23 protein-coding genes are annotated in these 23,341 nt (G+C 41.1%); 12 read left to right on the top strand and 11 right to left on the bottom strand.

Annotated features, from left to right (window positions below):
- The first annotated feature begins 1 nt into the window (after position 1).
- From M9H69_RS00660 to M9H69_RS00615, 10 genes are all read left to right on the top strand, one after another.
- Positions 2-676, top strand: a complete 675-nt coding sequence (locus tag M9H69_RS00660; protein WP_250315649.1) for a response regulator transcription factor — start codon at positions 2-4, stop codon at positions 674-676.
- Positions 677-1,909 (top strand): sensor histidine kinase, encoded by a 1,233-nt coding sequence (locus M9H69_RS00655; RefSeq protein WP_250315648.1) that lies wholly within the window; start codon positions 677-679, stop codon positions 1,907-1,909.
- A 51-nt stretch (positions 1,910-1,960) separates the two neighbouring features.
- On the top strand, positions 1,961-2,110 hold the full coding sequence (locus M9H69_RS00650) for a hypothetical protein (protein ID WP_250315647.1): 150 nt from the start codon (positions 1,961-1,963) through the stop codon (positions 2,108-2,110).
- The gene (locus M9H69_RS00645) at positions 2,104-2,367 is read left to right on the top strand and encodes a hypothetical protein (protein WP_250315646.1); all 264 of its coding nucleotides are present in this window, start codon (positions 2,104-2,106) and stop codon (positions 2,365-2,367) included. The genes M9H69_RS00650 and M9H69_RS00645 overlap by 7 nt, the downstream gene beginning before the upstream one ends.
- 45 nt (positions 2,368-2,412) lie before the next feature.
- A complete protein-coding gene (locus M9H69_RS00640) occupies positions 2,413-3,477 on the top strand; it encodes an ankyrin repeat domain-containing protein (protein ID WP_250316153.1) in 1,065 nt (354 codons plus the stop codon).
- Between the two features lie 24 nt (positions 3,478-3,501).
- Entirely contained in the window at positions 3,502-3,702 is a 201-nt protein-coding gene (locus tag M9H69_RS00635; RefSeq protein WP_250315645.1) for a hypothetical protein, read from the top strand.
- A gap of 3 nt (positions 3,703-3,705) precedes the next feature.
- Complete coding sequence (locus tag M9H69_RS00630; protein WP_250315644.1) at positions 3,706-4,575, top strand: ankyrin repeat domain-containing protein; 870 nt, start codon at positions 3,706-3,708, stop codon at positions 4,573-4,575.
- A gap of 24 nt (positions 4,576-4,599) precedes the next feature.
- The gene (locus M9H69_RS00625; protein WP_250315643.1) at positions 4,600-5,190 is read left to right on the top strand and encodes an SMI1/KNR4 family protein; all 591 of its coding nucleotides are present in this window, start codon (positions 4,600-4,602) and stop codon (positions 5,188-5,190) included.
- 95 nt (positions 5,191-5,285) lie between these two features.
- The gene (locus tag M9H69_RS00620) at positions 5,286-6,008 is read left to right on the top strand and encodes a DUF4241 domain-containing protein (RefSeq protein ID WP_250315642.1); all 723 of its coding nucleotides are present in this window, start codon (positions 5,286-5,288) and stop codon (positions 6,006-6,008) included.
- A 12-nt stretch (positions 6,009-6,020) separates the two neighbouring features.
- A complete protein-coding gene (locus M9H69_RS00615; RefSeq protein ID WP_250315641.1) occupies positions 6,021-6,578 on the top strand; it encodes an SMI1/KNR4 family protein in 558 nt (185 codons plus the stop codon).
- Between the two features lie 80 nt (positions 6,579-6,658).
- Here the strand turns inward: M9H69_RS00615 and M9H69_RS00610 are convergent, their stop codons facing one another.
- The 8 genes from M9H69_RS00610 to M9H69_RS00575 all read right to left on the bottom strand — a co-directional run bounded on the left by M9H69_RS00610 (position 6,659) and on the right by M9H69_RS00575 (position 14,648).
- A complete protein-coding gene (locus tag M9H69_RS00610; protein ID WP_250315640.1) occupies positions 6,659-7,696 on the bottom strand; it encodes an aldose epimerase family protein in 1,038 nt (345 codons plus the stop codon).
- A 147-nt stretch (positions 7,697-7,843) separates the two neighbouring features.
- Positions 7,844-8,839 carry a tagatose-bisphosphate aldolase gene (lacD, locus tag M9H69_RS00605; RefSeq protein ID WP_250315639.1) on the bottom strand — a complete coding sequence of 332 codons (996 nt, stop codon included), beginning with the start codon at positions 8,837-8,839 and terminating at the stop codon, positions 7,844-7,846.
- A 10-nt stretch (positions 8,840-8,849) separates the two neighbouring features.
- Positions 8,850-10,016 (bottom strand): SIS domain-containing protein, encoded by a 1,167-nt coding sequence (locus M9H69_RS00600; protein WP_250315638.1) that lies wholly within the window; start codon positions 10,014-10,016, stop codon positions 8,850-8,852.
- 223 nt (positions 10,017-10,239) lie between these two features.
- Complete coding sequence (locus M9H69_RS00595) at positions 10,240-10,644, bottom strand: PTS sugar transporter subunit IIA (RefSeq protein WP_044020044.1); 405 nt, start codon at positions 10,642-10,644, stop codon at positions 10,240-10,242.
- Positions 10,645-10,647: 3 nt separating this feature from the next.
- Positions 10,648-11,469 (bottom strand): PTS system mannose/fructose/sorbose family transporter subunit IID, encoded by an 822-nt coding sequence (locus M9H69_RS00590; RefSeq protein ID WP_000185284.1) that lies wholly within the window; start codon positions 11,467-11,469, stop codon positions 10,648-10,650.
- Complete coding sequence (locus tag M9H69_RS00585; protein ID WP_250315637.1) at positions 11,456-12,361, bottom strand: PTS mannose/fructose/sorbose/N-acetylgalactosamine transporter subunit IIC; 906 nt, start codon at positions 12,359-12,361, stop codon at positions 11,456-11,458. The genes M9H69_RS00590 and M9H69_RS00585 overlap by 14 nt, the downstream gene beginning before the upstream one ends.
- Positions 12,362-12,387: 26 nt before the next feature.
- Complete coding sequence (locus tag M9H69_RS00580; RefSeq protein WP_000156968.1) at positions 12,388-12,864, bottom strand: PTS sugar transporter subunit IIB; 477 nt, start codon at positions 12,862-12,864, stop codon at positions 12,388-12,390.
- The gene (locus M9H69_RS00575) at positions 12,861-14,648 is read right to left on the bottom strand and encodes a glycoside hydrolase family 35 protein (RefSeq protein ID WP_250315636.1); all 1,788 of its coding nucleotides are present in this window, start codon (positions 14,646-14,648) and stop codon (positions 12,861-12,863) included. The genes M9H69_RS00580 and M9H69_RS00575 overlap by 4 nt, the downstream gene beginning before the upstream one ends.
- Positions 14,649-14,970: 322 nt before the next feature.
- Here M9H69_RS00575 and M9H69_RS00570 point away from each other — a divergent pair, with 322 nt between their 5' ends.
- Positions 14,971-15,687 (top strand): GntR family transcriptional regulator, encoded by a 717-nt coding sequence (locus M9H69_RS00570; RefSeq protein WP_250315635.1) that lies wholly within the window; start codon positions 14,971-14,973, stop codon positions 15,685-15,687.
- Between the two features lie 294 nt (positions 15,688-15,981).
- Entirely contained in the window at positions 15,982-20,013 is a 4,032-nt protein-coding gene (gene strH / locus M9H69_RS00565; RefSeq protein ID WP_250315634.1) for an LPXTG-anchored beta-N-acetylhexosaminidase StrH, read from the top strand.
- Positions 20,014-20,071: 58 nt separating this feature from the next.
- Here the strand turns inward: strH and purB are convergent, their stop codons facing one another.
- The 3 genes from purB to M9H69_RS00550 are packed head-to-tail and all read right to left on the bottom strand — an operon-like array spanning position 20,072 to position 23,335.
- Complete coding sequence (gene purB / locus M9H69_RS00560) at positions 20,072-21,370, bottom strand: adenylosuccinate lyase (RefSeq protein WP_000610729.1); 1,299 nt, start codon at positions 21,368-21,370, stop codon at positions 20,072-20,074.
- 46 nt (positions 21,371-21,416) lie between these two features.
- Entirely contained in the window at positions 21,417-22,160 is a 744-nt protein-coding gene (locus M9H69_RS00555; protein ID WP_250315633.1) for a hypothetical protein, read from the bottom strand.
- Positions 22,157-23,335 carry a DUF262 domain-containing protein gene (locus M9H69_RS00550; protein ID WP_250315632.1) on the bottom strand — a complete coding sequence of 393 codons (1,179 nt, stop codon included), beginning with the start codon at positions 23,333-23,335 and terminating at the stop codon, positions 22,157-22,159. Before M9H69_RS00550 ends, M9H69_RS00555 begins: the two co-directional genes overlap by 4 nt.
- Positions 23,336-23,341 lie beyond the last annotated feature (6 nt).

Genomic DNA, 23,341 nt, shown 5'->3' with positions numbered 1-23,341 from the left:
TATGAAAATCCTACTTGCCGAAGATGAAGCTCAACTAAATCGTGTCATCACTGTTGCTTTAGAACGCGAGGGCTATAGCGTTGATTCTGTTTTTAATGGACAAGATGCTGTCGAAAAGGCTAAATCTAACCACTATCACCTCATGATTTTTGACATCATGATGCCAATTAAAACTGGAATTGAAGCCCTCAAAGAAATTCGCCAGTTGGGCAATACGACCCACGTCATCATGCTGACAGCCATGGCTGAAGTAGATGACCGTGTAACCGGACTCGATGCAGGTGCTGACGACTACTTGACTAAACCTTTCTCGCTCAAGGAGCTCTTGGCTAGACTCCGTTCTACTGCACGCCGCCTGGAAGACTATACTCCGGATACAGTCCAATTAGGAAATACCCGCTTGGATATTGATGAACAAGAATTGGCTGCTACAAACAGCATTCGTTTGGGGAAAAAGGAGACCCAACTCTTGACTCTCCTCATCCAGCACGCTAACCAACCCCTCAGTTGTCAACAACTACTAGAGCAGGTCTGGCCAGACGAGCTGGAAGAACAGGATCACGAGCTCGTCTTTCTCTATATCTCCTACCTACGCCAAAAACTCCAAAGTGTCCAGTCTAGCTTACAGATACTTGGGCCGGCAGAAGGCCCCTTCCAATTAACAGGAGGTGACTAGATGTTTCGAAAGCTTCGTATCAAATTTATCGCAACGGCTACTCTTGCCATCACTCTGATTCTAACCTTCTTTCTAGTTTTGATGAATAGTATCGTCTACACTCAGACTGAGGACAACATTCACACTGTTCTCTCTATCTTAACCAAGAATGAGGGGGAACTTCCTATTACAGACGAAATCAAAGAAAGTCTGACTGAGAAAAATATCCAAGAAGGGATTGTCTATAATTTTCAATACTTCTCCGTCAGAGAAAAGGAAAATGACTACGCCATCTCCCTTACAAATGTCCAGTCCTTAACTGAGGCTGAAGTCAAAAGTTTTCTCCCAAGCATCCTCAAAAGGCAAGAAACTTATGGCTCTATTACTCATAAGGGACGCTATTTTACCTACCAAGTGAGCCAATCTACGACTGGGAAACTACTGGTTTTCTTTGAGACGACTAACTATATCCGAGAACGAGATACCTTACTTCAGGTCTCTATCTGGCTGGCCTTGGCTAGCTTACTCCTCCTCATACTGCTCTTCACCTTGATTTCAGGGATTGTCATTCGTCCTTTTATCAAAAACTATGAAAAACAACGGATGTTTATCACCAATGCAGGACACGAACTCAAAACGCCTCTAGCCATCATTTCGGCCAATACCGAGCTACAGGAGTTAATAGAGGGAGAGACTGAGTGGAGTAGCAGCACTAAAGAACAGACGGAACGACTCAACCACCTGATTGGAAGACTCATCCGACTTGCTCGGCTCGAGGAACAAGAGGATATCAAACTAGCTCCTCAAAATATCTCCGTTATCGCTGAAAAGGTTGCCTCAGATTTTGCTCCTCTCTTTACCAAAGAAGATAAAAAATTTGAAAGTTCTATTGAAGCAGACGTTGTAGAAAAAGTAGCCCAAGAAGAATTTTATGAGCTTCTTAGCATCCTTCTTGACAATGCCCGAAAATACTGCGATCCCGCTGGAACGATTCGCTTGACGCTCCAACGCAAAAATTACCTACTACGCAAACGAACTTGCATCACTATTTCTAATGATTATAAGGATGGACAAGCAGTTAATATTAAGCGTTTCTTTGATCGCTTTTATCGTGCGGAGACCTCTCACAACAACCAAACCATATCTGGACACGGAATTGGTCTCTCTATGGCTCAGCATCTTGTCAGCCTATTTAGAGGTAAAATATTTGTCACCTACAAAAAACAGGTGATTACCTTTACCATCTGGTTGTAAACGTGGAGAGTCTGGTCGGAGTTCATTCAATTACAACATAAGGAGAAGCCAATGGGATTTTTAGTAGCTGAGGAGGGTATTCCTCAAAGCATCGGTTGCGAAGGAGCAACGATAGCATATTATGGGAGTGAGATAGAATTTCATTATGAAACCGTGCCACCACATGGAGATGATATTTTTCTGCAAAATTGCCTTTGTTAAATATTCAACTTCCATTTTGGATTTATGGGAGAAATCTCATATTTTTAGATGCCTATTATTTGCTTGCAGAAACAGTGGAAAAGGGCACTTGGGATTCTATAACAAGCATGCTTATCAATATCCATACAGGAAAATATGCCAGCTTAGATCACTGGTACAACAACATTTCGGTTAAGGAAAAAGAAATCGAGTTAAAAAATGACTACGATGGAAAATCTATGATTTTAAAAAATGTTGATGGGCTTAAGTGGGTTTAGAAATGTAAAATGCAAATGTTAGTTCTATATTAAAGGAGAAGAACAATAGCCAAAAAAAGAGTGACCTTACCTAAAAATTTTGATGAACTGATTACAGCAGGAGATATTGAATCTCTTAAAGCCGTATATGATAAATGTGAGCTTACTGCTCATGACGGCAGATACAGCTTAAATACGGCACTTCATTTTGGAGGTGTTCCTGATGAGTTTGTTATCTGGCTAGTGGAACAGGGTTTAGATGTAAATACTCCTGATTATTATGGACGTACACCTTTATATAAACATGCCGCTTTGGGGAGAGATACTGTAAAACTGCTGTATGAATTAGGCAGAGATATACAAAAACCTGATACATATGGCAGTACACCTCTACATACGGCAGCAGGTTTTTTCCGACCTAAGATAGTAAGTTTTTTGATTGAAAAAGGTGCAGATGTTAATCCCAAAACTGATATGGGACGAACTCCTTTAGCCGAATCCCTTGCTACTTGCAGGAATATGAATATTGCACAGGTAGCAGAAATTGCAGAAATGCTCATAAAGGCGGGTGCTGAGGTAGTGCCTGAAATGGCGGAAAGAGTCGAACTAATCGGAAAGGATTTTGAATTTCACAGAGAAAACTTTAATAAAGATTACTTGACTGAAACAGAAGCAGGGCTTGAGAAACTCTATGCACTGTTTGGTGTAGAACCTGCTCCAAAACGCAAGATATATGACGGAGTTTCTCCTATTCTTGTAGAAGATGTTCCTTGGCAAAAGCAATACGATGAACTTTGGGAGATGTTGATTCCTTCAAGCGGGCCAGCGAAAACTGTACAAGGCGAAGTGATCCGTATAACAGGGCGCGTACAGGATGAGCTCTATAGAAATGGCGGTGTCAACTGGGATAAACACTACCGGAACATGCTTAAAGCCCTGCCAAACCATTTCGCTTCAGGTACACCGCTTTCCGAAGAAAAACTGGAAGAAACTAAGGAACTGATTTCCAGCATCCGTGCAAAAGGCAGTGATGAAGATACTATAACTGAACGTTTGTGTGAACTTTCGATTCTCTGGGTAAGCTTAAATCCTAATCCGCTTCCTTTAGGCAAAACAAATTATAACAGATGATTCTAAATTTATAGGAGACTTAAAATGATTAGATTAAAGGATATAGGAAGTTTTAAATCTGTTCCACAAATTGTAAATGATATCATAAATGGAAATACATCGGCATTAGATGAACAGTTTTTAAAGGGTTTTGATATTGAAGAGAGCATAAAGATAGGTAAATATACCACCCTGTCGCCCTTAAACCTTGCCCTGATTATGGAAAGTTTTGACTCTCTAAAATGACTGGTGGAAAAGGGTGTCAATCTGAATGTAAAAGGCAATCCGGCGTTTTTGCTTGCCGTAAGATATTGTGATGAAGCTATTATCAGGTATCTGGTAGAACATGGCGCAAAGGTGAACTGTGTAAATGATGTAAAGACAGAGGCATTTGAACAGGCTTTATATGGAAAAAAATACGAGAACCTGCCTCTCATCCACGAATTAGGTCATAGGGTAGAAAAATACGGTGGGCAGGCATTTCGCAGTGCCGTTTCAGATAGAAATTATGATGTGCTTGATTTCTTTATAAAGAACGGAGTTGATATTAACTACAATGCCCCTGATACAGTCTATCCTTTTAAACCGACTCCGCTATGTGTAGCCGCTAGGTATGTTGATTTAAAAATGTGTCAATATCTTGTAGAAAATGGGGCGGATGTAACCATAACAGAAAAAGGCGGTATGCGTCCATACAGCATCGCACTTGAAAATGGTGATGAAGAGATGGCTGACTATTTTAAGCAGTTAGAGCCTGAAGAATACCACAGTTTACAAAATAAACTGGATGAACTGAAGCCATTTAAACTGCCTAAGGCGGTCATTGATTTTCTTCAAAGTGAGGAATTACATTTTGAGTTTAAAGACTGTAACTTTAAATGGATAGAGTTTTTCTCTTTAATCAATACTGTTCCGATGAAAAAAGGCAGACAGAAAGTCCTACGTATTTCTAAACAGACGGGAGATTATGACCATATCTATATCGTATGGAATCCTAAAACAAAGAAAGTGGCTTTCTATGATATAGAGCATGAAGAGTTGAAAGATATGTGCAGTTTTGCGGATTTTGTAAATAATATGTCAGCATATATGCAACAAATAATCGAAGGAGAACTGTAACTAAGAAAATAAAGGGTGGATGATATGCAGATAAGTAATGAAATCCAAAAGATAGAAGAGTACATCTGTGAAAATTTTGAAGAATGGGATTTGGATGACCCAGTGGAGGAAGAATATCTAGACGATTATCAGGAAATCCCTGGAGCTTCTGAGGAAGAACTGGTAGCATTTGAGGAGAAATTTGGGATAACGCTGCCTGATGAAGTAAAAGAGCTATACAGGTATAAAAACGGGAGTAATTATCTCAGTATTCTGCCTTGCCTTGTAGATGAAAGAGGCATGCCCTTTTGCTTGATGAGCCTGCAGGAAATTGAGAACACTAAACACTATTTTCAAAACAGAGACGCCCTCTTAACTGAATTTCCTGAGCATTTTACAAGCCAAGACATTGAAAAAATGCGGGACGAGAGGATAAAACCCTATCTTTTTAATAAAAAATGGATTCCTTTTGCCGAGTATTGTGACAGTTGTTTTCTGATGCTGGATTTTGATCCGAATACAGAGGGAAAAGAAGGGCAGATTATCGGCTATATCCATGATCCTGATGAAGTTGTGTATGTAGCAGAAAGTCTTAAAGACCTAATCTTTTCGATCATTAGGGAAATAAAAGCATAGAATGAATGCATTTGTAGGAAAAATGATAATGAGTACACAATTCTCTAACTCAGAAAGTACCCACCTAAAATAAAAGATTTAGAAAGGAGCTGTTTATGGAAAAAATACAAACTTCACAAGAATGGTTACAGAAATACCAAGAAATAAAACACCTGCTCACTTCGTCTATCAATTATGCAGACTATTTTGATAGGAAAGAAATACAGGACATGGAAGTTTTTGTTTTGGATATGGGGGAAGTGACTTTTCCTAGTGGAGAAATTCTAGTCCGAGATCCTTTGTTCTGGCTCCGTAGAGAGGAAAAGCCTTACTTACAATCTGTTCCCAAAGGAACATATAGACTAAAAACTTTAGTAGCCAAGTTAGAAGAAGATCACTACAGGTATATAGCAACGAGAATCCAATTTACAGATCAAGTGCCAGTCATCTACTATGAAGCACTGACTGGTGATGAAGATATAGACACTGTTGAAAAAGACTCTTATTTTGGATTTGCAGTTGACGCAGGTCTGGCAACGATAGTGGACGTTGACACCAAGAATGCCTACTGCGATTTTGAAGAGAGTTGGTATAAAGAAAATCCTGATAAAAATATCTACGATGATTTTTTTGCAGCAATTTTTGCCCAAAATGCCATAGACAATCCCCTTTATCAACGTGAGGGCGGGGATTGGATTAATTTTAAAATCCCCAACGCTGACCTAAGCATTCCGATGATCCAATCAGGTTTTGGAGACGGAGTCTATCCCGTCTACTTCGGCTATGATAAGGATAATCAGCTTTGTGATTTGGTTGTCGAATATATTTACCTAGGATAGAGAGGTGTAGCCATGTCACTAGAAAATGTCTATGATTATTTTCATCATTATGATTCTAAAACCTACCAAGTTGTAGCCTGCATGGGAAATGAACCCTCTGAAGAGGATATAGAAGATTTTGAAAAACTGTATCAAATTAGCCTTCCAGACGACTTTAGGGACTTTACCATGTCACCCCTAGGTGGACTCTATATGGAAGTCAGGGAGGAACTGTGGCCAAGAGCCAAAGCATTTGATGTGGCCCCATTTTGGACATTTTGCCGTGGTATTAAGGTTTACGGCATTGCAAATGAGATACCTGATTTTCTAGACATTCGACTGAAGACCAAAGAATTACATGAACTTGGCTTTGTAGATTATATCCCTTTTCTGTCTATCATCGGTGATGGAGATGTGATTTTCTGCTTTGATAAAAATAATCACATTGTCGCCTTAGATTGGTATAGTAGTGGAGAGGCTGAAGAGCTCGATAGTGACTTTTCAGATCTTTTACTCAAGCAAATCCAAGAACTGGAGGAGCGTAAAAACAGAATGTTAGAGAGAATCGAGAAACAGAAAAAAGAAAAATAAGCCATGTACTGACCAAACTGCCTCTAATGTCAATACAACAGCACGGAACTCAAAAGAGCTGGAACCCAGCTCTTTCTTTTTTATTTGACAACAAGCTCATAACGAGTTTTGCTGGTAAAGGTTTGACCTGCTTTGAGAATGACTTGGTCTTTGAGGTCACTGTGAATAGCATCTGGTAAGGCCTGCGCTTCAAGGGCAATCCCATTGTGCTGTACCATTGGCTGGCCTCCTATGACGACACTCTCATCCACAAAGTTTGCTGTGTAGACCACAAGGCAAGGGGCCTCTGTCTTGAAAAGCAGGAAACGACCTGAGTTTTGATCATAAAGGAAACCAGCATTGTCATGACCTGCAGGAAGAGCAAATGGGTGATCCAAACCAGATACCAGCTGGATTTGCTCATCATCCTCTGCAAAGATATCCTTGAGCAAAGCACCATTGTAGATGTGTTTCACTACATCACGATCAGCATCTGGAATCTTAGCTGGAACACCGTCTGGAGCGATTGGGTAAATGCCCTCCGTATTTAGCTGAAAGACATGGCGGTCAACTGTCTGCGTGAAATCACCAGATAAGTTGAAATAGCTATGATTAGTTGGATTGACAAGCGTGTCCTGATCAGTCGTCACCTTATAGCTGACTTCGTAGGCACCAGTTTCTTCCAAGTGATAGCTAATCCAAATCTTAAGATTACCAGGAAATCCTCCTGTCCCGTCTGTACGCTCTGTGTAGAGAGTCAAGCCATGGTCGCTCACCTCAACCAATTCAAACAAGCTCGAATCCCAACCTGTTGAACCACTGTGGTTACAGTTGCTAGCGTTGTTGACTTCAAGGTCATAGGTCTGACCATTGAGCTCAAATGTTGCACCTGCAATACGGCCCGCTACAGGACCTACACTTGCTCCATGCTTGGGACTATTGCTTATATAGCTATCAAAGTCATCAAAGCCCAAAATCACATTGGCAAAATTTCCAGCCTTGTCAGGCGTGACATAGCGCAAGATGGTCGCTCCATAGGTCATAACTTCAAGCTGATAGCCACTGTTAGTCTCAAAGCGATAGGCCAAGACATCCTTGCCCTCATGATTTCCAAATACACGCTCTGTGTATGCTTTCATTCTTCTCTCCTTTGATCCATTTCTCTTAAGTAAACAAACCATAGAGAGTGTATGCACCATCTATGGTTGTAGTTTCTATTTTCAGAATCCTTTGTCAGAAAACCTTAAGTATCTTCTTAACAAAAAGGGATTCTTCTATTCTTGTTTTTATGCTTCTACACGTTCAATCCATGAAGTTGCTGTTGTTTGAAGAACTTTGTTGAGTTCGTCAATGTTCTCAAAACCTGTTGTACGTAGCCATTCACGAGCTGCTGCTTCACCGTCTTTGATGTAGGCTTCAACTGATCCAGCCCAGGTTGCACGGCCGCAAAGAACGCCGTTGAAGTTTGCGCCTGATTCGTGGGCAAAGACAAGGGTCTCTTGGAAGAGTTTGGCTGATACACCAGCACTCAAGTAGATATATGGCAAGTTAGTCGCTTCATCTTGTGCTTTGAAGAAGGCTGCTGCTTCTTCACGAGTATGCACGATTTCACCTTTGCCAAAGCCTTCAACGTATTTAACATTGACTGGAACTTCCACTTTCAAGACATCGATGTTGAAGCGTGGGTCTGAGAAGACCTTCATAGCACCGATAACCTTGTGTGGTTTCACTTTTGCGTATTCTGCAGAACCTGCGTCAGCAATTTTTTCATCGTAAGCGAGGATTTCAAGGAAGAATGGAATATCTTCCGCCACACACTCTGAACCGATGCGTTCGATGTAGGCTTGTTTTTGTTGGTTGAGTTCGTCAGAACTGTCTACATCGTAGTAAAGCAAGAATTTGACTGCATCCGCACCTTGTTCTTTGATGCGTTTGGCAGACCAAACATCCAAGCAGTCAGGCAAGCGTTTGGTGCTAGTTGTGTCGTAGCCAGTTTTCTCATAAGCAAGGAGAAGACCAGCATTGGCATCAAGCGCTTTTGTAGCTGGAAGACCATACTCAGGGTCGAGAAGCATAGATGATGCGTATTTTGTTAATTCATCTGCAACCAAGACTTTGAGTTCTTCCATTTGAGCCACTGTTGGCTCCTCTGTTTGGTATTGAGCCATGAGGCGTTTCAAAGCACCACGTTGGTCAAAGGCAAGAGCTGAGATAATGCCGTTCTCGTCAGAGAGTTTTTTCAAGCAAGCTACTTTATTGGGACTTAATTGTAATTTACTCATAGACACTTCCTTACTTTTGATAGTCATGAATGATAACACCTTGTACCACACGGTTTACTGTACCTGTAGGAGACGGTGTATCTGGTTTGTTTTCCACTTTGAGCGAAGTCAACAGGGCAAAGAGTTGGGCATAAACGATGTAAGGGAAGACACGGTAAATATCATTCAAGACACCGCCACAACCAAGGGCCACTTCTTTGACATTTTCAAGACCAGAGGCTTGATCACTCAAAAGCACAACACGACGAGCAATGTGATCACCAGCAACTTCACGAACCAAGTCCAAGTCGTACTTGCGAGTGTATTCTGACGTTGTGCCAAAGGTCAAAACAACTGTATCTTCATTGATAAGAGATTTTGGACCGTGACGGAAGCCAACTGGGCTTTCATACATGGTCGCCACTTGACCAGCTGTTAGTTCCAAAATCTTGAGCTGAGCTTCATGAGCAAGTCCAAAGAAAGGACCAGCGCCCAGGTAGATAACACGGTTAAAGTCAAGGTCAACCAGCTCTTTGACATCTGCTGCATTTTCTAGAACCTTACGCGCAAGGCTCGTCACAACTTCAAAACGTTCAGCTTTCACAGCAAATTCTGTAGGATCAAAGACCAAGAGAGCTGTCAACATCATAGACGTAAAGCTAGAAGTCATGGCAAATCCAGCATCATTAGAGGCAGCTGGTTGCAAGAGCAAAAGATTGCGCTCATCGCCATGAGCTTGAAGCGCCAATTTACCATCTGCAGCACATGTAATGGTCACTTGATAGAGGTCGTCAACCAAGGCTTTAGCCAAATCAACAGTCGCCACACTTTCAGGTGAATTCCCACTACGAGCAAAGGAAACAAGGACCGTCGCCACATCTTTTTTCAAATAAGTTTCTGGGTTGGCTACAATATCTGTTGTCGCAATAGAATTGAAATTCCATTTGCGCTCGTCATAGACTTCCTTAAAGTATGGCACCAAGGTATCTCCCACATAAGCAGAAGTACCAGCACCCGTCAAGATGACCTTGATATAGTCATGTCTATCAGCGATACCTTGCAGAAAGGCTGCAATTTCTTCACGTTTCGCTTGATAGGCTTCAAAAGCTTCTTTCCATACATCAGGCTGTTGGTAGATCTCACGAGTCGTGATTTCTGCACCCAGTTCAAGTAATTCTTCTTTTGTGTAATTTAGCATAGAGTTCCTCTAATCTATTGTTGTTTCATTCTTATTGAAAATATGGGAATGGGAGTGACTCCCATTCCCATGTATATTCTATATAAGATGTTCTAACGGTTTAGCCGTTGTCACATCTTATACTCGATGAAAATCAAAGAGCAAACTAGGAAGCTAGCCGCAGGCTGTACTTGAGTACGGCAAGGCGACGCTGACGTAGTTTGAATTTGATTTTCGAAGAGTATTATTCATCTTCGTCATCATCGAAGCCTGCTAACAAATCATTGACTTTCACAATGCTTTCTGCAGCACGGCTCTTGTAGTCCGCATCTGCACCTGTAAGGCTAGCATTGATAAATTCAATCACCATTGGCAGATTCATTCCCGCGTAGAGTTCAATGTCGCGACCTTCCATGATTAGACGGCTCACCACGTTACATGGTGTTCCGCCGAGAAGGTCCGCAAAGACTAGGAAATCATCCAATCCTTCGATAGCAGCTTCAAATTTTGCAGTAAATTCTTCTGGACCATCTTCTGGAAGAAGAGCCACTGCATGAATGTTGTCTTGTGGACCCATAATCATTTCCGTGCTACCTTTAAGTTCTTCACAGAAACGACCATGACTCACCAAAATTAATGATTTTGTCATAAATTATGCGCCCATTCCAAGCAAGAATTTACCGATGAATGAAAGACCTACTGCAAGAACGATAATGATACCGATCGCTTTAGTAGAGTTCATACCTTTCTTACCAAGCAACCAGAAGATAAAGGCAGTAAAGATTGCTGGAAGCAAGCGTGGGAAGATTGAGTTCAAGATGTCTTGGAAGTCAATCATCTTTTCACCGATTGGCAATTTGTAAGAAATGTCAAAGTTGATCATTGTTGCTACAAGAGCACCCATCATGAAGACACCAAGTACAGATGCAGCGTCAATCAAAGCTGTCAAGGTACTTTGCATGTTGTTGATAAGGTTAACCCCTTCTTTGTAGGCAAATTCCAATTGTTTCCAACGGAAGATGTCATAAGCAACTGCAACTGCAATCCAAAGGAAGATACCCCATGGTTGGCCAGCGATAGCCATAGTTGCTGCGATAGATCCCATGATAGCAGGTACAAGTGAACCAAAGATTGTGTCTCCAAGAGGAGCGAATGGTCCCATCAAACCTGTCTTGATACCGTTAACGGCATCTTTTGAACCCACACCATCTTTTTCTTCCATGGCAAGGTCAAAACCAGCGATAATAGTGTGGAAGAATGGTGAAGTATTGAAGAATTGAGTATGAACTTTCATCATTTCTTTCAATTCAGGAGTTCCATCCCCATACATTTTACGCAATTGAGGCAAGATCATGTAAAGGTAACCAGAAGCTTGCATACGTTCGTAGTTCCAACCTAATTGGAAAGTAAACAAGCTACGTTTGTTGATTTGATTAAAATCTTCTTTTGTAAGTTTGTAATTAGAATTCGTCATCTTCGATTTCCCCACTTTCTGATGGTGTAGAAGGTGCTGCTACAGCTACTTTTTGGCTGTTCTTAAAGTGAACAACTGCAAGGAAGATACCTACGATAGAAACACCGATCATAGACAAACCTTTGAAGTTGTTAGCAAAGCCAATCTTTTCAGCAACTTCAGCAGGAAGAGTGCTAATGATACCAGCAACTGCTCCACCAAGACTTTGTACGTTTGAGTAAAGAACAGTCAACATAGCTGTCAAACCAAATCCCATAGCAAGGTAGTGAAGGTTACGTTTAACTGGAAGGTAACGAAGCAAGATTGCAAATCCAAGACCTGGAAGCATACGACCTGCAAGTGTCAAACCGTCTGCAACCCATTGGTATTCTTTAACAAGGTCTACTACTGATTGTACGAAAGCACCACCAAAAGCAAGAGCGAAGAATACTGGAAGGGCACGTGAAAGAGCCCATGGAAGCGCACCAAGTAGGTAGTTGCGTTCGATACCTTTGTAGTCAAAGCGTTCGATCGCAGCATCAATACGGTGTGCAAAGAAAGTAGTTGTCATACGTCCAAGAACGTCGAAGTATGTCAAAAGTGCTGCTACTGGTACAGCGATTGTTGTAATCGCAAGATCTGTATCAATACCTTGAGAGATAGAGAATGCTGTTGCAAGAACCGCACCAGAAGTTGCGTCGATACGAGAAGCACCACCGAAGGTACCAACCCCAAGAACGAACAACTGCAAGCTACCACCGATAAACAAACCAGTTGTCACATCTCCCATGATCAAACCAGTAATAAAACCAGCGAATACAGGGGAACCTGCAGATGAAACGATTGTCAACTCATCACAGATTTGATAAGCTGAGTACAAAGTGAGAAGTAAAATTTGCCACCATTGTATCATAACAATGACCTCCTAAAAATTTTTTCCTATTTTAATAAGCTCAAAAAGTCTGAAACTGGATCATTTGGAACCATTTGAGCAGTGAGTTTCACACCTTTTTCTGCTAGTTTGTGGAAATCTTCCACATCCTTATCTACCACATTGATAGAACGTGTGATAGAGCGAGTTTCTGGTGTTTGAGACATATTGCCGACGTTAAGTGTTTCAAGTGGAACACCTGCTTCAACCAAACCAAGGAAACGGTCTGGTTTACGTGCAACGATAAAGAGACGTTGACTATCGTATTTACCAGCAAGGATATTTGCTGCTGCTTTCTCAACTGGCAAGATACTGAGTTTCACACCTGGTGGTGTCGCAAGTTTCAAACCACTCTTTTCAATATCGTTGTTAACAACTTCGTCGTCTACAACCATAATGCGTGAAACATTTAGTTTTCCAGCCCAAAGATTGGCTACTTGACCGTGGATCAAACGTCCATCGATACGGCATCCTACAATTGTCATAAGTTTTCCCCCTTTATGTGTTTTAGTGTAGGTTTACGAGTTAAGTGAATCTCTTCTTTATATTCGCCTTCAGTTTCAAAGATGATGATGCGGTTAGCAGCTTCCTTGAGATAGCTATGAGGGATATAAAGTGAGAGGGTCGGGCCGACATTCCAGAAACGCCCTAGGTGACGCCCATTGACAAAGGCAACTCCCTTACCAAACTCAGACAAATCTAAGTAGGTATCCTTCGGCTCTTCAACAGTAAAGTCGAAAGCGTAAAAGGCTGGTTGTCCTTCTGTCCATCCTTTTGAAAAATCAATTTTCTCAGGATTATCCAGTGGAAGTGGATATTGTTTCCAATTCAGTAAGAAATGTAGATCTTTGCAGACACCTGTACGAATTCCTTTATGTTGCGTATCTGCTAAGAACTTGTGTCCATAGTTAACACGCCCCATATTTTCGATCAAGATGTCAATCTCTGAAAAGCCTTCTCGGTTGCCCTGACAGTAGATGTCTTCACCAATCTCTGTCTGGTATTGAGTAGCAATCCATTGACCATCTACAAAGAGCTGAGCTCGGTCACGTCCATCGATGATACGGAGACGTTCCTCTTCTGCATCCCAACTTGCCTCAGTGCGGTAGAGAAGGTAGCCATAGCTTTGACCAAGTTCTTCCATCGCCTTTGGATAGAGGCTTTCAGTTGGACTAGAGAGACTATCCAGGGTTTCAAACAGGGAAACTTTTTCGGCCAATGGAACTGCCTCTATCTCCATGCTTTCCTTATAGAGTGGTTCCAACTGTGGATACTCTGGGAAGTGTGTTGCCATCATCTTCTTGACTGCTAGATATTTAGCAGTTGGATTTCCTTCTTCATCGAGAAGGGCATCATAGTCGTATGATGTGACTTGTGGTAAATCCAGAGTTCCTCGAGCTGAGCAACCATTCATGAAACCAAAGTTTGTCCCACCATGGAACATGTAAAGGTTGATAGAGCCTTGCTCCAATACCTCTCGAACAGCTTCCGCCAACTCTTTTGGATCGCGTGTGATGATGGGTTCTTTCCAACGGTTGAACCAACCATCCCAGAATTCCATACACATGAGAGGCCATTTCTTGCCATGCTCATCAAAGAATTCTTGCATTTGTGAAAAGTTGTAAGGAGCCTTAGAACCGAAGTTCCCTGTCACAAAGAGATCATCTTCGATCAAGGTCCCGGCTTTCAGAGTAGCCCTCCATGGGCCATCTGAAGTAAAGAGTGGGCAATCAATCCCTCGCTCTTCCATCAATTTCCGAATTGCTCGTAGATAAGACTTATCTTCTCCATAAGAACCATATTCATTTTCGACTTGCATCATGAGAATGTTTCCGCCATTATCCAACAAGCGAGGCACAAGCCTTGGCAATAATTGGTCATAATAGCGAGCAACTGCCTCGATGTAGGCCGGGTCGGACGAGCGGATTCGCATGTCCTTGGTCAAGAGCCAAGCCGGCAAGCCACCAAATTCCCATTCCGCACAGATAAATGGAGACGGGCGTACAATGGCATAGAGACCCAAATCTTGTGCTATTTGAAGAAATCTCTCCAAATTTCTGGCACCTTCAAAATCAAATTCCCCTTCAACGGGTTCATGTAAATTCCAAGCCACATAGGTCTCGACCGTATTAAAGCCAAGCGCCTTTAAGTTATAGAGAGAATGATACCAATCCTCTGCTGGAATCCTAAAATAATGAATGGCGCCAGACAAAATCTTGAACGGTTTCCCATCTAAATAGAAATCGTCCTCAATTTTAAATCTTGTCATGTTACCACCTCTGACGAATTAAGTTTGCGCTTTCATTTATTATAATATTAAATATAATCAAATATTTTGCATTTGTCAATAGGTTTTAGAAAATTCTTTAAAATTTTTCTATTTTTTTACTTACTATTTACCAAAATTATCTAAAAATAGCATGAAAGCGATATTTTAATGTATGATAATTCACAAGGTTATAAAATGGAATTTTTTACATGTAACATAACATTTTTAGTCTATTATTTTAATTTTTTTTACCTAAATACTACTATTTTGTCTGTATTTGTGGTAAAATCAAGGTTGGAGAAAGAGAATCGAGGTGAAATTTATGGCTATTCCTAAATACCAATATATTAAAGATGAATTAAAAAACAAAATCATCTCTGGTCAATTTGCAAGTGGAGATAAATTTTATACAGAAGCAGAATTGATCGCGATGTATGATGTTAGTTCAATCACTGTTGTACGTGCTTTGAATGACCTTGCAAAAGACGGCTACATTGTCCGCCAACAAGGTAAAGGTACTTTCGTTTCACGTGCCCGCAAGCACAAACTCGTTGAGTTTTCAGATGTCGAAATCTTTGAAACAAAAGACGATAAAGTTACTGTCCTTTCTATCGAGCGCGGAAACAAACTTGAATATTTAGATAAACTTGGACTACGTGGAGATCAATTCTACTATAAGATTGAACGTATTCGTCAGACAAACGACGTGACATACATCTACCACACATCTTATATTCCTGAGCAATATATCAATGCCAACTATCCAAATCTTGACTATTATAGTTCTATCTATAAACGTTTCAAATTGGATTACCGCATTCACATGAACGATGAACATTTTGAGGAAATCAATGAAATCGCATTTCCAACACCAGAGCATGTTGCTTCTGTACTTGGAATCGATACGCAATTTCCAACAGTCTTCCAAACGAAGACTACAAAACTTGAGGCCACTGGCCAAGTCCTTGCCTATAGTGAAACTTATAAGCGAGCAGACTACTACAAAATTAAATTCCTCTCATGTAATCGAGGTCATTAAGAAAAAGCTTGAGCCTAGCTCAGGCTTTTTCTATATTCATTATAGCACGAGAAAGAAGTTGTGAAAACGCTATGGAGGACTCTTATTTAATTAGTAGCGTTTTTACTAAAAACAAGTTAAATATTGGTTTTCTCTTTCTCATTTCTAGAAATAATTTTCTTCTAAATCTTATGATTTCCTCTATTTATTATAGTTCTTATATAAACCCACTTGACATTTTACTCCTTAGATAATAAAATAAAATTGGTTTTATGTAAACGCTATCACATATGATAATAACAAGGAGGTTTTGTCATGAAACTAGAAAAGAAACAGCGCTTCTCCATTCGTAAATACGCGGTTGGGGCAACTTCTGTACTTATAGGATTTGCTTTTAGCGCTCAAGTCGTATCTGCCGACGGGATTACTCCAGCTCCAACAGCTGAAGAAACTGTCCAAACTATTCAGGAGAGTCCACAAGCAGTCAAGGAAGCTGTAGAGTCCAAGACCCCAGAAAAACTAGAAGAAAAGACTGACGAGCCTGTAAAAGAGGAGGTCAAAGAAGACCAGGAGGCTCCTCGAACAGTTGCTCCAAAAACAGAAGAAACAACTGCACCAGTTGTGACAGAAAATGCTAGTCCAACTCCTACTGCCGAGAAAGAAATCACTGCCCCTGCTGAAACTCCTGCCGAAAGTACTCCTTCCGAAAAGAAAAATGAAGCCGTCACACCTGCAGTAGCCACTCCTAGCACGGAACGTGCAGCTCAGGTGAATGAAAAACTGGCAAAAAGAAAAATGATCTCAATCGACGCTGGACGCAAGTACTTCTCTCCAGACCAACTCAAAGAAATCATCGACAAAGCCAAACACTACGGTTATACTGATCTTCATTTACTAGTTGGAAATGATGGCATGCGTTTTATGTTGGACGACATGACCATCAAAGCCAATGGTAAAACCTATGCAAGCGACGATGTCAAACGTGCGCTCGAAAACGGAACGGATGCCTACTACAAGGATCCAAATGGCAACCATTTGACAGAGAGTCAGATGACGGACTTGATTAACTATGCCAAAGACAAAGGTATTGGTCTCATCCCAACCGTAAACAGCCCCGGCCACATGGATGCTATTTTGCATGCCATGAAAGAACTAGGTATCCAAAAACCAAACTTCAACTACTTTGGGAAAGAATCTGCTCGTACCGTTGACCTGGATAACAAAGAAGCGGTTGAGTTCACAAAAGCTTTAATCGACAAGTATGCTGCTTACTTTGCTGGCAAATCTGATATCTTTAACATCGGACTAGATGAATACGCCAACGATGCTACAGATGCCAAAGGTTGGAGCGTTCTTCAGGCCTACAAGTGGTATCCAGAAGATGGCTTCCCAGATAAGGGTTACGACAAATTTATCGCCTACGCCAATGACCTTGCTCGCATCGTCAAATCTCACGGCCTCAAACCAATGGCCTTTAACGACGGTATCTACTACAATAGCGACACTAGCTTTGGAACTTTTGACAAAGACATCATCGTTTCTATGTGGACTGGTGGATGGGGCGGATATGACGTCGCTTCTTCTAAACTTCTAGTTGAAAAAGGCCACCAAATCCTTAATACCAACGATGCTTGGTACTACGTTCTCGGACGGAATGCAGATGGTCAAGGCTGGTACAACCTCGACCAAGGACTCAATGGGATTAAGAACACTCCAATCACTTCGGTACCAAAATCTGATGGGGCAGATATCCCATTTATAGGCGGTATGGTAGCTGCTTGGGCAGATACCCCATCTGCACGCTATTCACCATCACGCCTCTTCAAACTCATGCGTAGCTTCGCAAATGCCAATGCTGAATACTTCGCTGCTGACTATGAGTCTGCCGAGCAAGCCCTTAAAGAAGTGCCAACAGACCTTAAACGCTATACTGCAGAAAGCGTCGCAGCTGTCAAAGAAGCTGAAAAAGCCATTCGCTCACTCGACAGCAACCTCAGCCGTGCCCAACAAGACACCATTGACCAAGCAATCGCGAAACTCCAAGAAGCTGTTAGCAACCTAACCTTCACACCAGAAGCTCAAAAAGAAGAAGACGCGAAACGCGAAGTTGAAAAACTTGCCAAGAACAAGGTAATCTCTATCGACGCTGGACGTAAGTACTTCACGCTCGACCAACTCAAACGCATCGTAGACAAGGCGAGCGAGCTCGGCTACTCTGATGTGCACCTTCTCCTAGGAAATGACGGACTTCGCTTCCTCCTTGATGACATGACCATCACGGCTAACGGAAAAATTTATGCAAGTGATGATGTCAAGAAGGCCATCATCGAAGGAACAAAAGCTTACTACGATGATCCAAACGGAACCACTCTTAGTCAAGCTGAAATCACTGAATTGATCGAGTACGCAAAATCAAAAGGCCTCGGACTCATCCCAGCAATCAATAGCCCAGGTCACATGGATGCCATGCTCGTCGCTATGGAAAAACTTGGAATCAAGAATCCTCAAGCCAACTTTGATAAGGTCTCCAAAACAACCATGGACCTTGAAAACGAAGAGGCCATGAACTTTGTCAAAGCCCTCATCGGCAAGTACATGGACTTCTTTGCAGGCAAGACAAAGATCTTCAACTACGGTACAGACGAATACGCTAATGATGCCACCAACGCTCAAGGCTGGTACTACCTCAAATGGTATGGACTCTATGGCAAGTTTGCTGAGTACTCTAACACTCTTGCTGCTATGGCTAAAGAACGAGGCCTTCAACCAATGGCCTTCAACGATGGTTTCTACTATGAAGACAAGGATGATGTTGAGTTTGACAAGGATGTCATCATCTCTTACTGGTCTAAGGGATGGTGGGGTTACAACCTTGCAACGCCTCAGTACCTAGCAAGCAAAGGCTATAAACTCCTCAACACCAACGGAGACTGGTACTACGTGCTAGGTAATCACAAACCAGATGAAGCCTACCCACTATCAAAAGCACTTGAAAACTCTGGCAAAGTACCATTTAACCAGCTTGCATCTACTAAGTATCCAGAAGTAGACCTTCCAACCGTCGGAAGCATGCTTGCTATCTGGGCAGACAAACCAAGTGCTGAGTACAAGGAAGAAGAAATCTTTGAACTCATGACTGCCTTTGCAGACCATAACAAAGACTACTTCCGCGCTAACTACAATGCACTCCGTGAGGAACTTGCTCAAATCCCTGCAAACTTGGATGGATACAGCAAGGAAAGCTTGGATGCTCTAAATGCAGCTAAAGAAGCTCTCAACTACAACCTCAACCGTAACAAACAAGCCGAGTTAGACGCTCTCGTAGCCAAACTCAAGGCAGCCCGCCTAGGCCTCAAACCAGCTGCAACCCACTCAGGAAGTCTCGATGAAAATGAACTAGCTGCCAATGTTGAAATCAAACCGGAACTCATCACAAGAGCAGAAAAGATTCCATTTGAGGTCATCAAGAAGGAAAATCCGAATCTCCCAGCTGGTCAGAAAAAGATCATCACACCAGGTGTAGAGGGCGAACGCACTCATTACATCTCTGTTCTTACTGAAAATGGGAAACAAACAGAAACAGTTCTAGATAGCCAAGTGACCAAAGAACCTGTGACCCAAGTGGTTGAAATCGGTGCCCCTATTACGCACAAAGGGGATGAACACGGTCTTGCCCCAGCCACAGAGGCAAAACCTAGACTGGACATCCAAGAGGAAGAGATTCCGTTCACTACCGTGACACGCGAAAATCCACTCTTGCTCAAAGGGAAGACTCAAGTCCTTACCAAAGGTGTTAACGGTCGTCGCAGTCATTACTACTCTGTAAGCACTACTGCTGATGGCAAAGAAGTGAAGACTCTTGTCGATAGCCTTGTAACGCAAGAAGCAGTGACACAAGTCATTGAAGTCGGAACCCTTGTTACCCATGTAGGGGATGAACACGGTCTTGCCCCAGCCACAGAAGCAAAACCGAGACTAGACATCCAAGAAGAAGAGATTCCGTTCACTACCGTGACACGTGAAAATCCTCAATTGCCAAAAGGACAAAGTCAAGTCGTCGTTTCCGGAGTAAATGGCCGCCGTACGATTTTCTACTCTGTTAGCACCACTGCTGACGGCAAGGAAGAAAGAACCCTTGTCAATAGTGCGGTATCGCAGGAAGCGGTCGCTCAGGTTGTCGAAGTCGGAACTGCCGTTGAGAAAGCTGAGCAAGCTGAAGCAACTACTAGCAAAGCAGATGAAAAACAACTCCCTGCAACAGGAAGTCAAGACTCTGCAGGCTTGGTCGCAGCAGGACTCATGGCCACACTAGCAGCTTACGGGCTCACTAAGAAAAAAGAAGATTAACACCCTTCGATAAGCATATAAAAAAGCGAGATTCAATCTCGCTTTTTTATTGTTAGGATTAATCACCGAGTCCGATACGTTCAAAGATATCATCCACACGTTTAGTGTAGTATGCAGGGTTGAAGATTTCGTCGATTTCTTCTTGAGTGAGGCGTGAAGTTACTTCTGGATCTGCTTCAAGAAGTGGTTTAAAGTCCACTTGGTTGTCCCAAGAGTAGGCCGTTTTTGGTTGCACCAAATCATAGGCTTGCTCACGCGTCATTCCCTTCTCGATCAAGGTCAACATAGCACGTTGGCTAAAGATAAGACCGAAAGTTGAGTTCATGTTGCGGATCATATTTTCTGGGAAGACCGTCAAGTTCTTGACGATATTTCCAAAACGGTTGAGCATGTAGTCAATCAAAATAGTCGTATCTGGTGTGATGATACGCTCAGCTGATGAGTGAGAAATATCACGTTCATGCCAAAGAGCGACGTTCTCATAGGCTGTCACCATATGACCACGGATAACACGCGCCAGACCAGTCATGTTTTCAGAACCGATAGGGTTGCGTTTGTGAGGCATAGCAGATGAACCTTTTTGACCTTTAGCAAAGAACTCTTCCACTTCGCGTTGCTCAGATTTTTGTAGACCACGGATCTCAGTCGCCATACGCTCAATTGAAGTTGCGATGCTGGCAAGAACTGCAAAGTACTCAGCGTGAAGGTCACGAGGAAGGACTTGTGTAGAGATTTCTTGAGCACGGATACCCAACTTGTCGCAGACGTATTGCTCTACAAACGGTGGGATATTGGCAAAGTTACCAACCGCACCAGAGATCTTACCAGCTTCTACACCAGCAGCCGCATGCTCGAAACGCTCGATATTGCGCTTCATTTCACTGTACCAAGTCGCCAATTTAAGACCAAAGGTTGTAGGCTCAGCGTGCACACCGTGAGTACGACCCATCATGATGGTGAACTTGTGTTCCTTAGCCTTGTCAGCGATAATGTTGGTGAAGTTTTCAAGGTCACGACGGATGATGTCGTTGGCCTGCTTGTAAAGGTAACCGTAGGCCGTATCCACCACGTCGGTAGAAGTCAAGCCATAGTGAACCCACTTGCGCTCTTCGCCAAGAGTCTCAGAAACCGCACGCGTGAAAGCCACCACATCGTGACGAGTCTCTTGCTCAATCTCCAAAATACGGTCGATGTCAAAGTCCGCCTTCTCGCGAATCAAAGCCACATCTTCCTTAGGGATTTCCCCCAACTCAGCCCATGCCTCGTCAGCCAAGATTTCCACCTCAAGCCAAGCACGGTATTTATTTTCTTCACTCCAAATATTCGCCATTTCAGGGCGAGAGTAACGGTTGATCATGTTTTCTCCTTTTGCATTACAGAAACCAAATAGTAAGATTTAATAGTTAATATTCTTCTAACAATTTCATCACATATATATTATATAAATCAATAACTATTTTATCAATTAGTATCAAAATTGAAAACCAGATAAAATAATTTTTGTCTTTATCTGTGCTAATAGCCAACTCTAAAAAAGATTGAGAACTAATTTTATAAGAAGATAAATTATGAGCTAGTGTATTTCTCTGAACATACAGTTCATCATATCTACTTTGGACGACACTTTGAAACAGTGGTCCCAACTTTCCATTTTGAGTAGGCTGTAGAAATTGATTAACAGGAATTATTTTATCTACATTCGTTTTAAAAAAATAATCGAATTTTCTTTGATGCCATGTTGATAGATTAGTATCTTTAAAGAGTTTCTTTACATAGTCTATTGTTTCTTTTTGGAGATTATTCTTGTCTAAAACTTCGTAAATATTAAATTCTCTATCCAATGACGTAATTGCTTCCACTAATCTGCGAAATACTTTGTTTTTTGCTTCAAATGTTGAACATTCACCTAATTTATCATCATTATTTAGTAACTTCCTTCTATATTCTAAATCATTAGAAGCGATTTCCCATGTAATGAATTTTAATTTTTGTTCTTGAAAACCAGTCATTTTTAAAAGAACTGAATTCATAACATATTCATTAACAGGGTAGGTTTCAATCCCACTACCAATTCCATAATTAGCAACTATCGCTTCTTTTAACACACTTTCAATGGGTGCTAGAATGAACTTTTCATGATTAATCATAGTGTATACTTCCCATAAATATCTATAGATTTCTCCATTCTATTTCTCAAATGCTTTAAAGCTGCTGGATTCTTAGTATGATTATTATCTTCCTTAAATTTTAATATTGTATTTTGTAATTCTTGTATCAAGCTCGATTTTTTTGATATATCAATTTGTCTCCGTTGAAAAATCATATACTCAAATAAACCAAAGAAATTAACATCTAAATCAATAATTGATTTAAAACGTCTTTCAGGAAATAATTGCTCAATAGTACTCTCTATCTCATCCAAAATAATTTTATAGTCCCCTTCAATTATTTCTTTCGGTAGTTGTTCAAATAGATTTTGATTTTCATCATTAGCAACTGCATATATGAATTTTTCATATAAATTTTCCATTCGTCGTGCATATCCATATCCCACTTTAGTTATTCTCCCAACTTTTCTATAGTGAGAAAGAATGGCTATATATCGCACAAAATCCATTTTAGAATCATTTACAAACACTAGATTTGAAAATTTTGGTTCAAAGAAATCTACCAATGTATCTTTTAGGAAATAGAGAGACTTTCTACTTTCTTGAGGCAACAACGGTTCTCCTTGTATATTAATATTACGAAATACAGAAGAATAAAAATTTTGCTGTTCAGAATAAAATTCTATATCTGCTCTCCCACTATCTTTCTGTGGTACTAAGTAAGAAAATCCTAGATAATGATTTCTCATAAACTTATCATCAACCGAAGGAATTTCATCATAAGTGCTTATTTCAATTTCAGATAGTATCTTTTCTTTATTACTACCTTTATCTGTCAGATAATCTAAAGACCATTCTAAAACATTGTCATACTCGTCATCATCAAGCTCTGTATCGTTATCATCTGCCAAAGTTTGAACTACTTTTTTATATTTCTCTTTATTTGGAAAAATTCCCAAATAGCTCAATAAAATACTTGTTAACCTTTGTTGTCCATCAAGTATTAAATTTTCACGTCCTTCACTCGTCACGTATGATCCTATTGTCACCGGCGGAACAAACTCATTTTTTTCAAAACTTTCAATCAGCTTTTTAGCTTTCTGGGCATCCCAAACAAAATAACGTTGATAACCGGGTAAAATAATATTCTTTTTTAAAATCAATTCTTTCCAATGTTCCAAAGAATATTCTCCATAATATACCTTATTTTCCATGTCTTA

This window comes from Streptococcus oralis, assembly GCF_023611505.1.
GTDB classification, from domain to species: domain Bacteria; phylum Bacillota; class Bacilli; order Lactobacillales; family Streptococcaceae; genus Streptococcus; species Streptococcus oralis_CT.
This window is presented reverse-complemented; position numbering and strand designations above follow the sequence as displayed.

What these genes read in the sequence shown, in the direction of transcription:
- M9H69_RS00660 (WP_250315649.1), top strand. Translation starts at nt 2, where the DNA reads ATGAAAATCCTACTTGCCGAAGATGAAGCTCAACTAAATCGTGTCATC.
- M9H69_RS00655 (WP_250315648.1), top strand. Translation starts at nt 677, where the DNA reads ATGTTTCGAAAGCTTCGTATCAAATTTATCGCAACGGCTACTCTTGCC.
- M9H69_RS00650 (WP_250315647.1), top strand. Translation starts at nt 1,961, where the DNA reads ATGGGATTTTTAGTAGCTGAGGAGGGTATTCCTCAAAGCATCGGTTGC.
- M9H69_RS00635 (WP_250315645.1), top strand. Translation starts at nt 3,502, where the DNA reads ATGATTAGATTAAAGGATATAGGAAGTTTTAAATCTGTTCCACAAATT.
- M9H69_RS00625 (WP_250315643.1), top strand. Translation starts at nt 4,600, where the DNA reads ATGCAGATAAGTAATGAAATCCAAAAGATAGAAGAGTACATCTGTGAA.
- M9H69_RS00620 (WP_250315642.1), top strand. Translation starts at nt 5,286, where the DNA reads ATGGAAAAAATACAAACTTCACAAGAATGGTTACAGAAATACCAAGAA.
- M9H69_RS00615 (WP_250315641.1), top strand. Translation starts at nt 6,021, where the DNA reads ATGTCACTAGAAAATGTCTATGATTATTTTCATCATTATGATTCTAAA.
- M9H69_RS00610 (WP_250315640.1), bottom strand. Translation starts at nt 7,696, where the DNA reads ATGAAAGCATACACAGAGCGTGTATTTGGAAATCATGAGGGCAAGGAT.
- lacD (WP_250315639.1), bottom strand. Translation starts at nt 8,839, where the DNA reads ATGAGTAAATTACAATTAAGTCCCAATAAAGTAGCTTGCTTGAAAAAA.
- M9H69_RS00600 (WP_250315638.1), bottom strand. Translation starts at nt 10,016, where the DNA reads ATGCTAAATTACACAAAAGAAGAATTACTTGAACTGGGTGCAGAAATC.
- M9H69_RS00595 (WP_044020044.1), bottom strand. Translation starts at nt 10,644, where the DNA reads ATGACAAAATCATTAATTTTGGTGAGTCATGGTCGTTTCTGTGAAGAA.
- M9H69_RS00590 (WP_000185284.1), bottom strand. Translation starts at nt 11,469, where the DNA reads ATGACGAATTCTAATTACAAACTTACAAAAGAAGATTTTAATCAAATC.
- M9H69_RS00585 (WP_250315637.1), bottom strand. Translation starts at nt 12,361, where the DNA reads ATGATACAATGGTGGCAAATTTTACTTCTCACTTTGTACTCAGCTTAT.
- M9H69_RS00580 (WP_000156968.1), bottom strand. Translation starts at nt 12,864, where the DNA reads ATGACAATTGTAGGATGCCGTATCGATGGACGTTTGATCCACGGTCAA.
- M9H69_RS00575 (WP_250315636.1), bottom strand. Translation starts at nt 14,648, where the DNA reads ATGACAAGATTTAAAATTGAGGACGATTTCTATTTAGATGGGAAACCG.
- M9H69_RS00570 (WP_250315635.1), top strand. Translation starts at nt 14,971, where the DNA reads ATGGCTATTCCTAAATACCAATATATTAAAGATGAATTAAAAAACAAA.
- strH (WP_250315634.1), top strand. Translation starts at nt 15,982, where the DNA reads ATGAAACTAGAAAAGAAACAGCGCTTCTCCATTCGTAAATACGCGGTT.
- purB (WP_000610729.1), bottom strand. Translation starts at nt 21,370, where the DNA reads ATGATCAACCGTTACTCTCGCCCTGAAATGGCGAATATTTGGAGTGAA.
- M9H69_RS00555 (WP_250315633.1), bottom strand. Translation starts at nt 22,160, where the DNA reads ATGATTAATCATGAAAAGTTCATTCTAGCACCCATTGAAAGTGTGTTA.
- M9H69_RS00550 (WP_250315632.1), bottom strand. Translation starts at nt 23,335, where the DNA reads ATGGAAAATAAGGTATATTATGGAGAATATTCTTTGGAACATTGGAAA.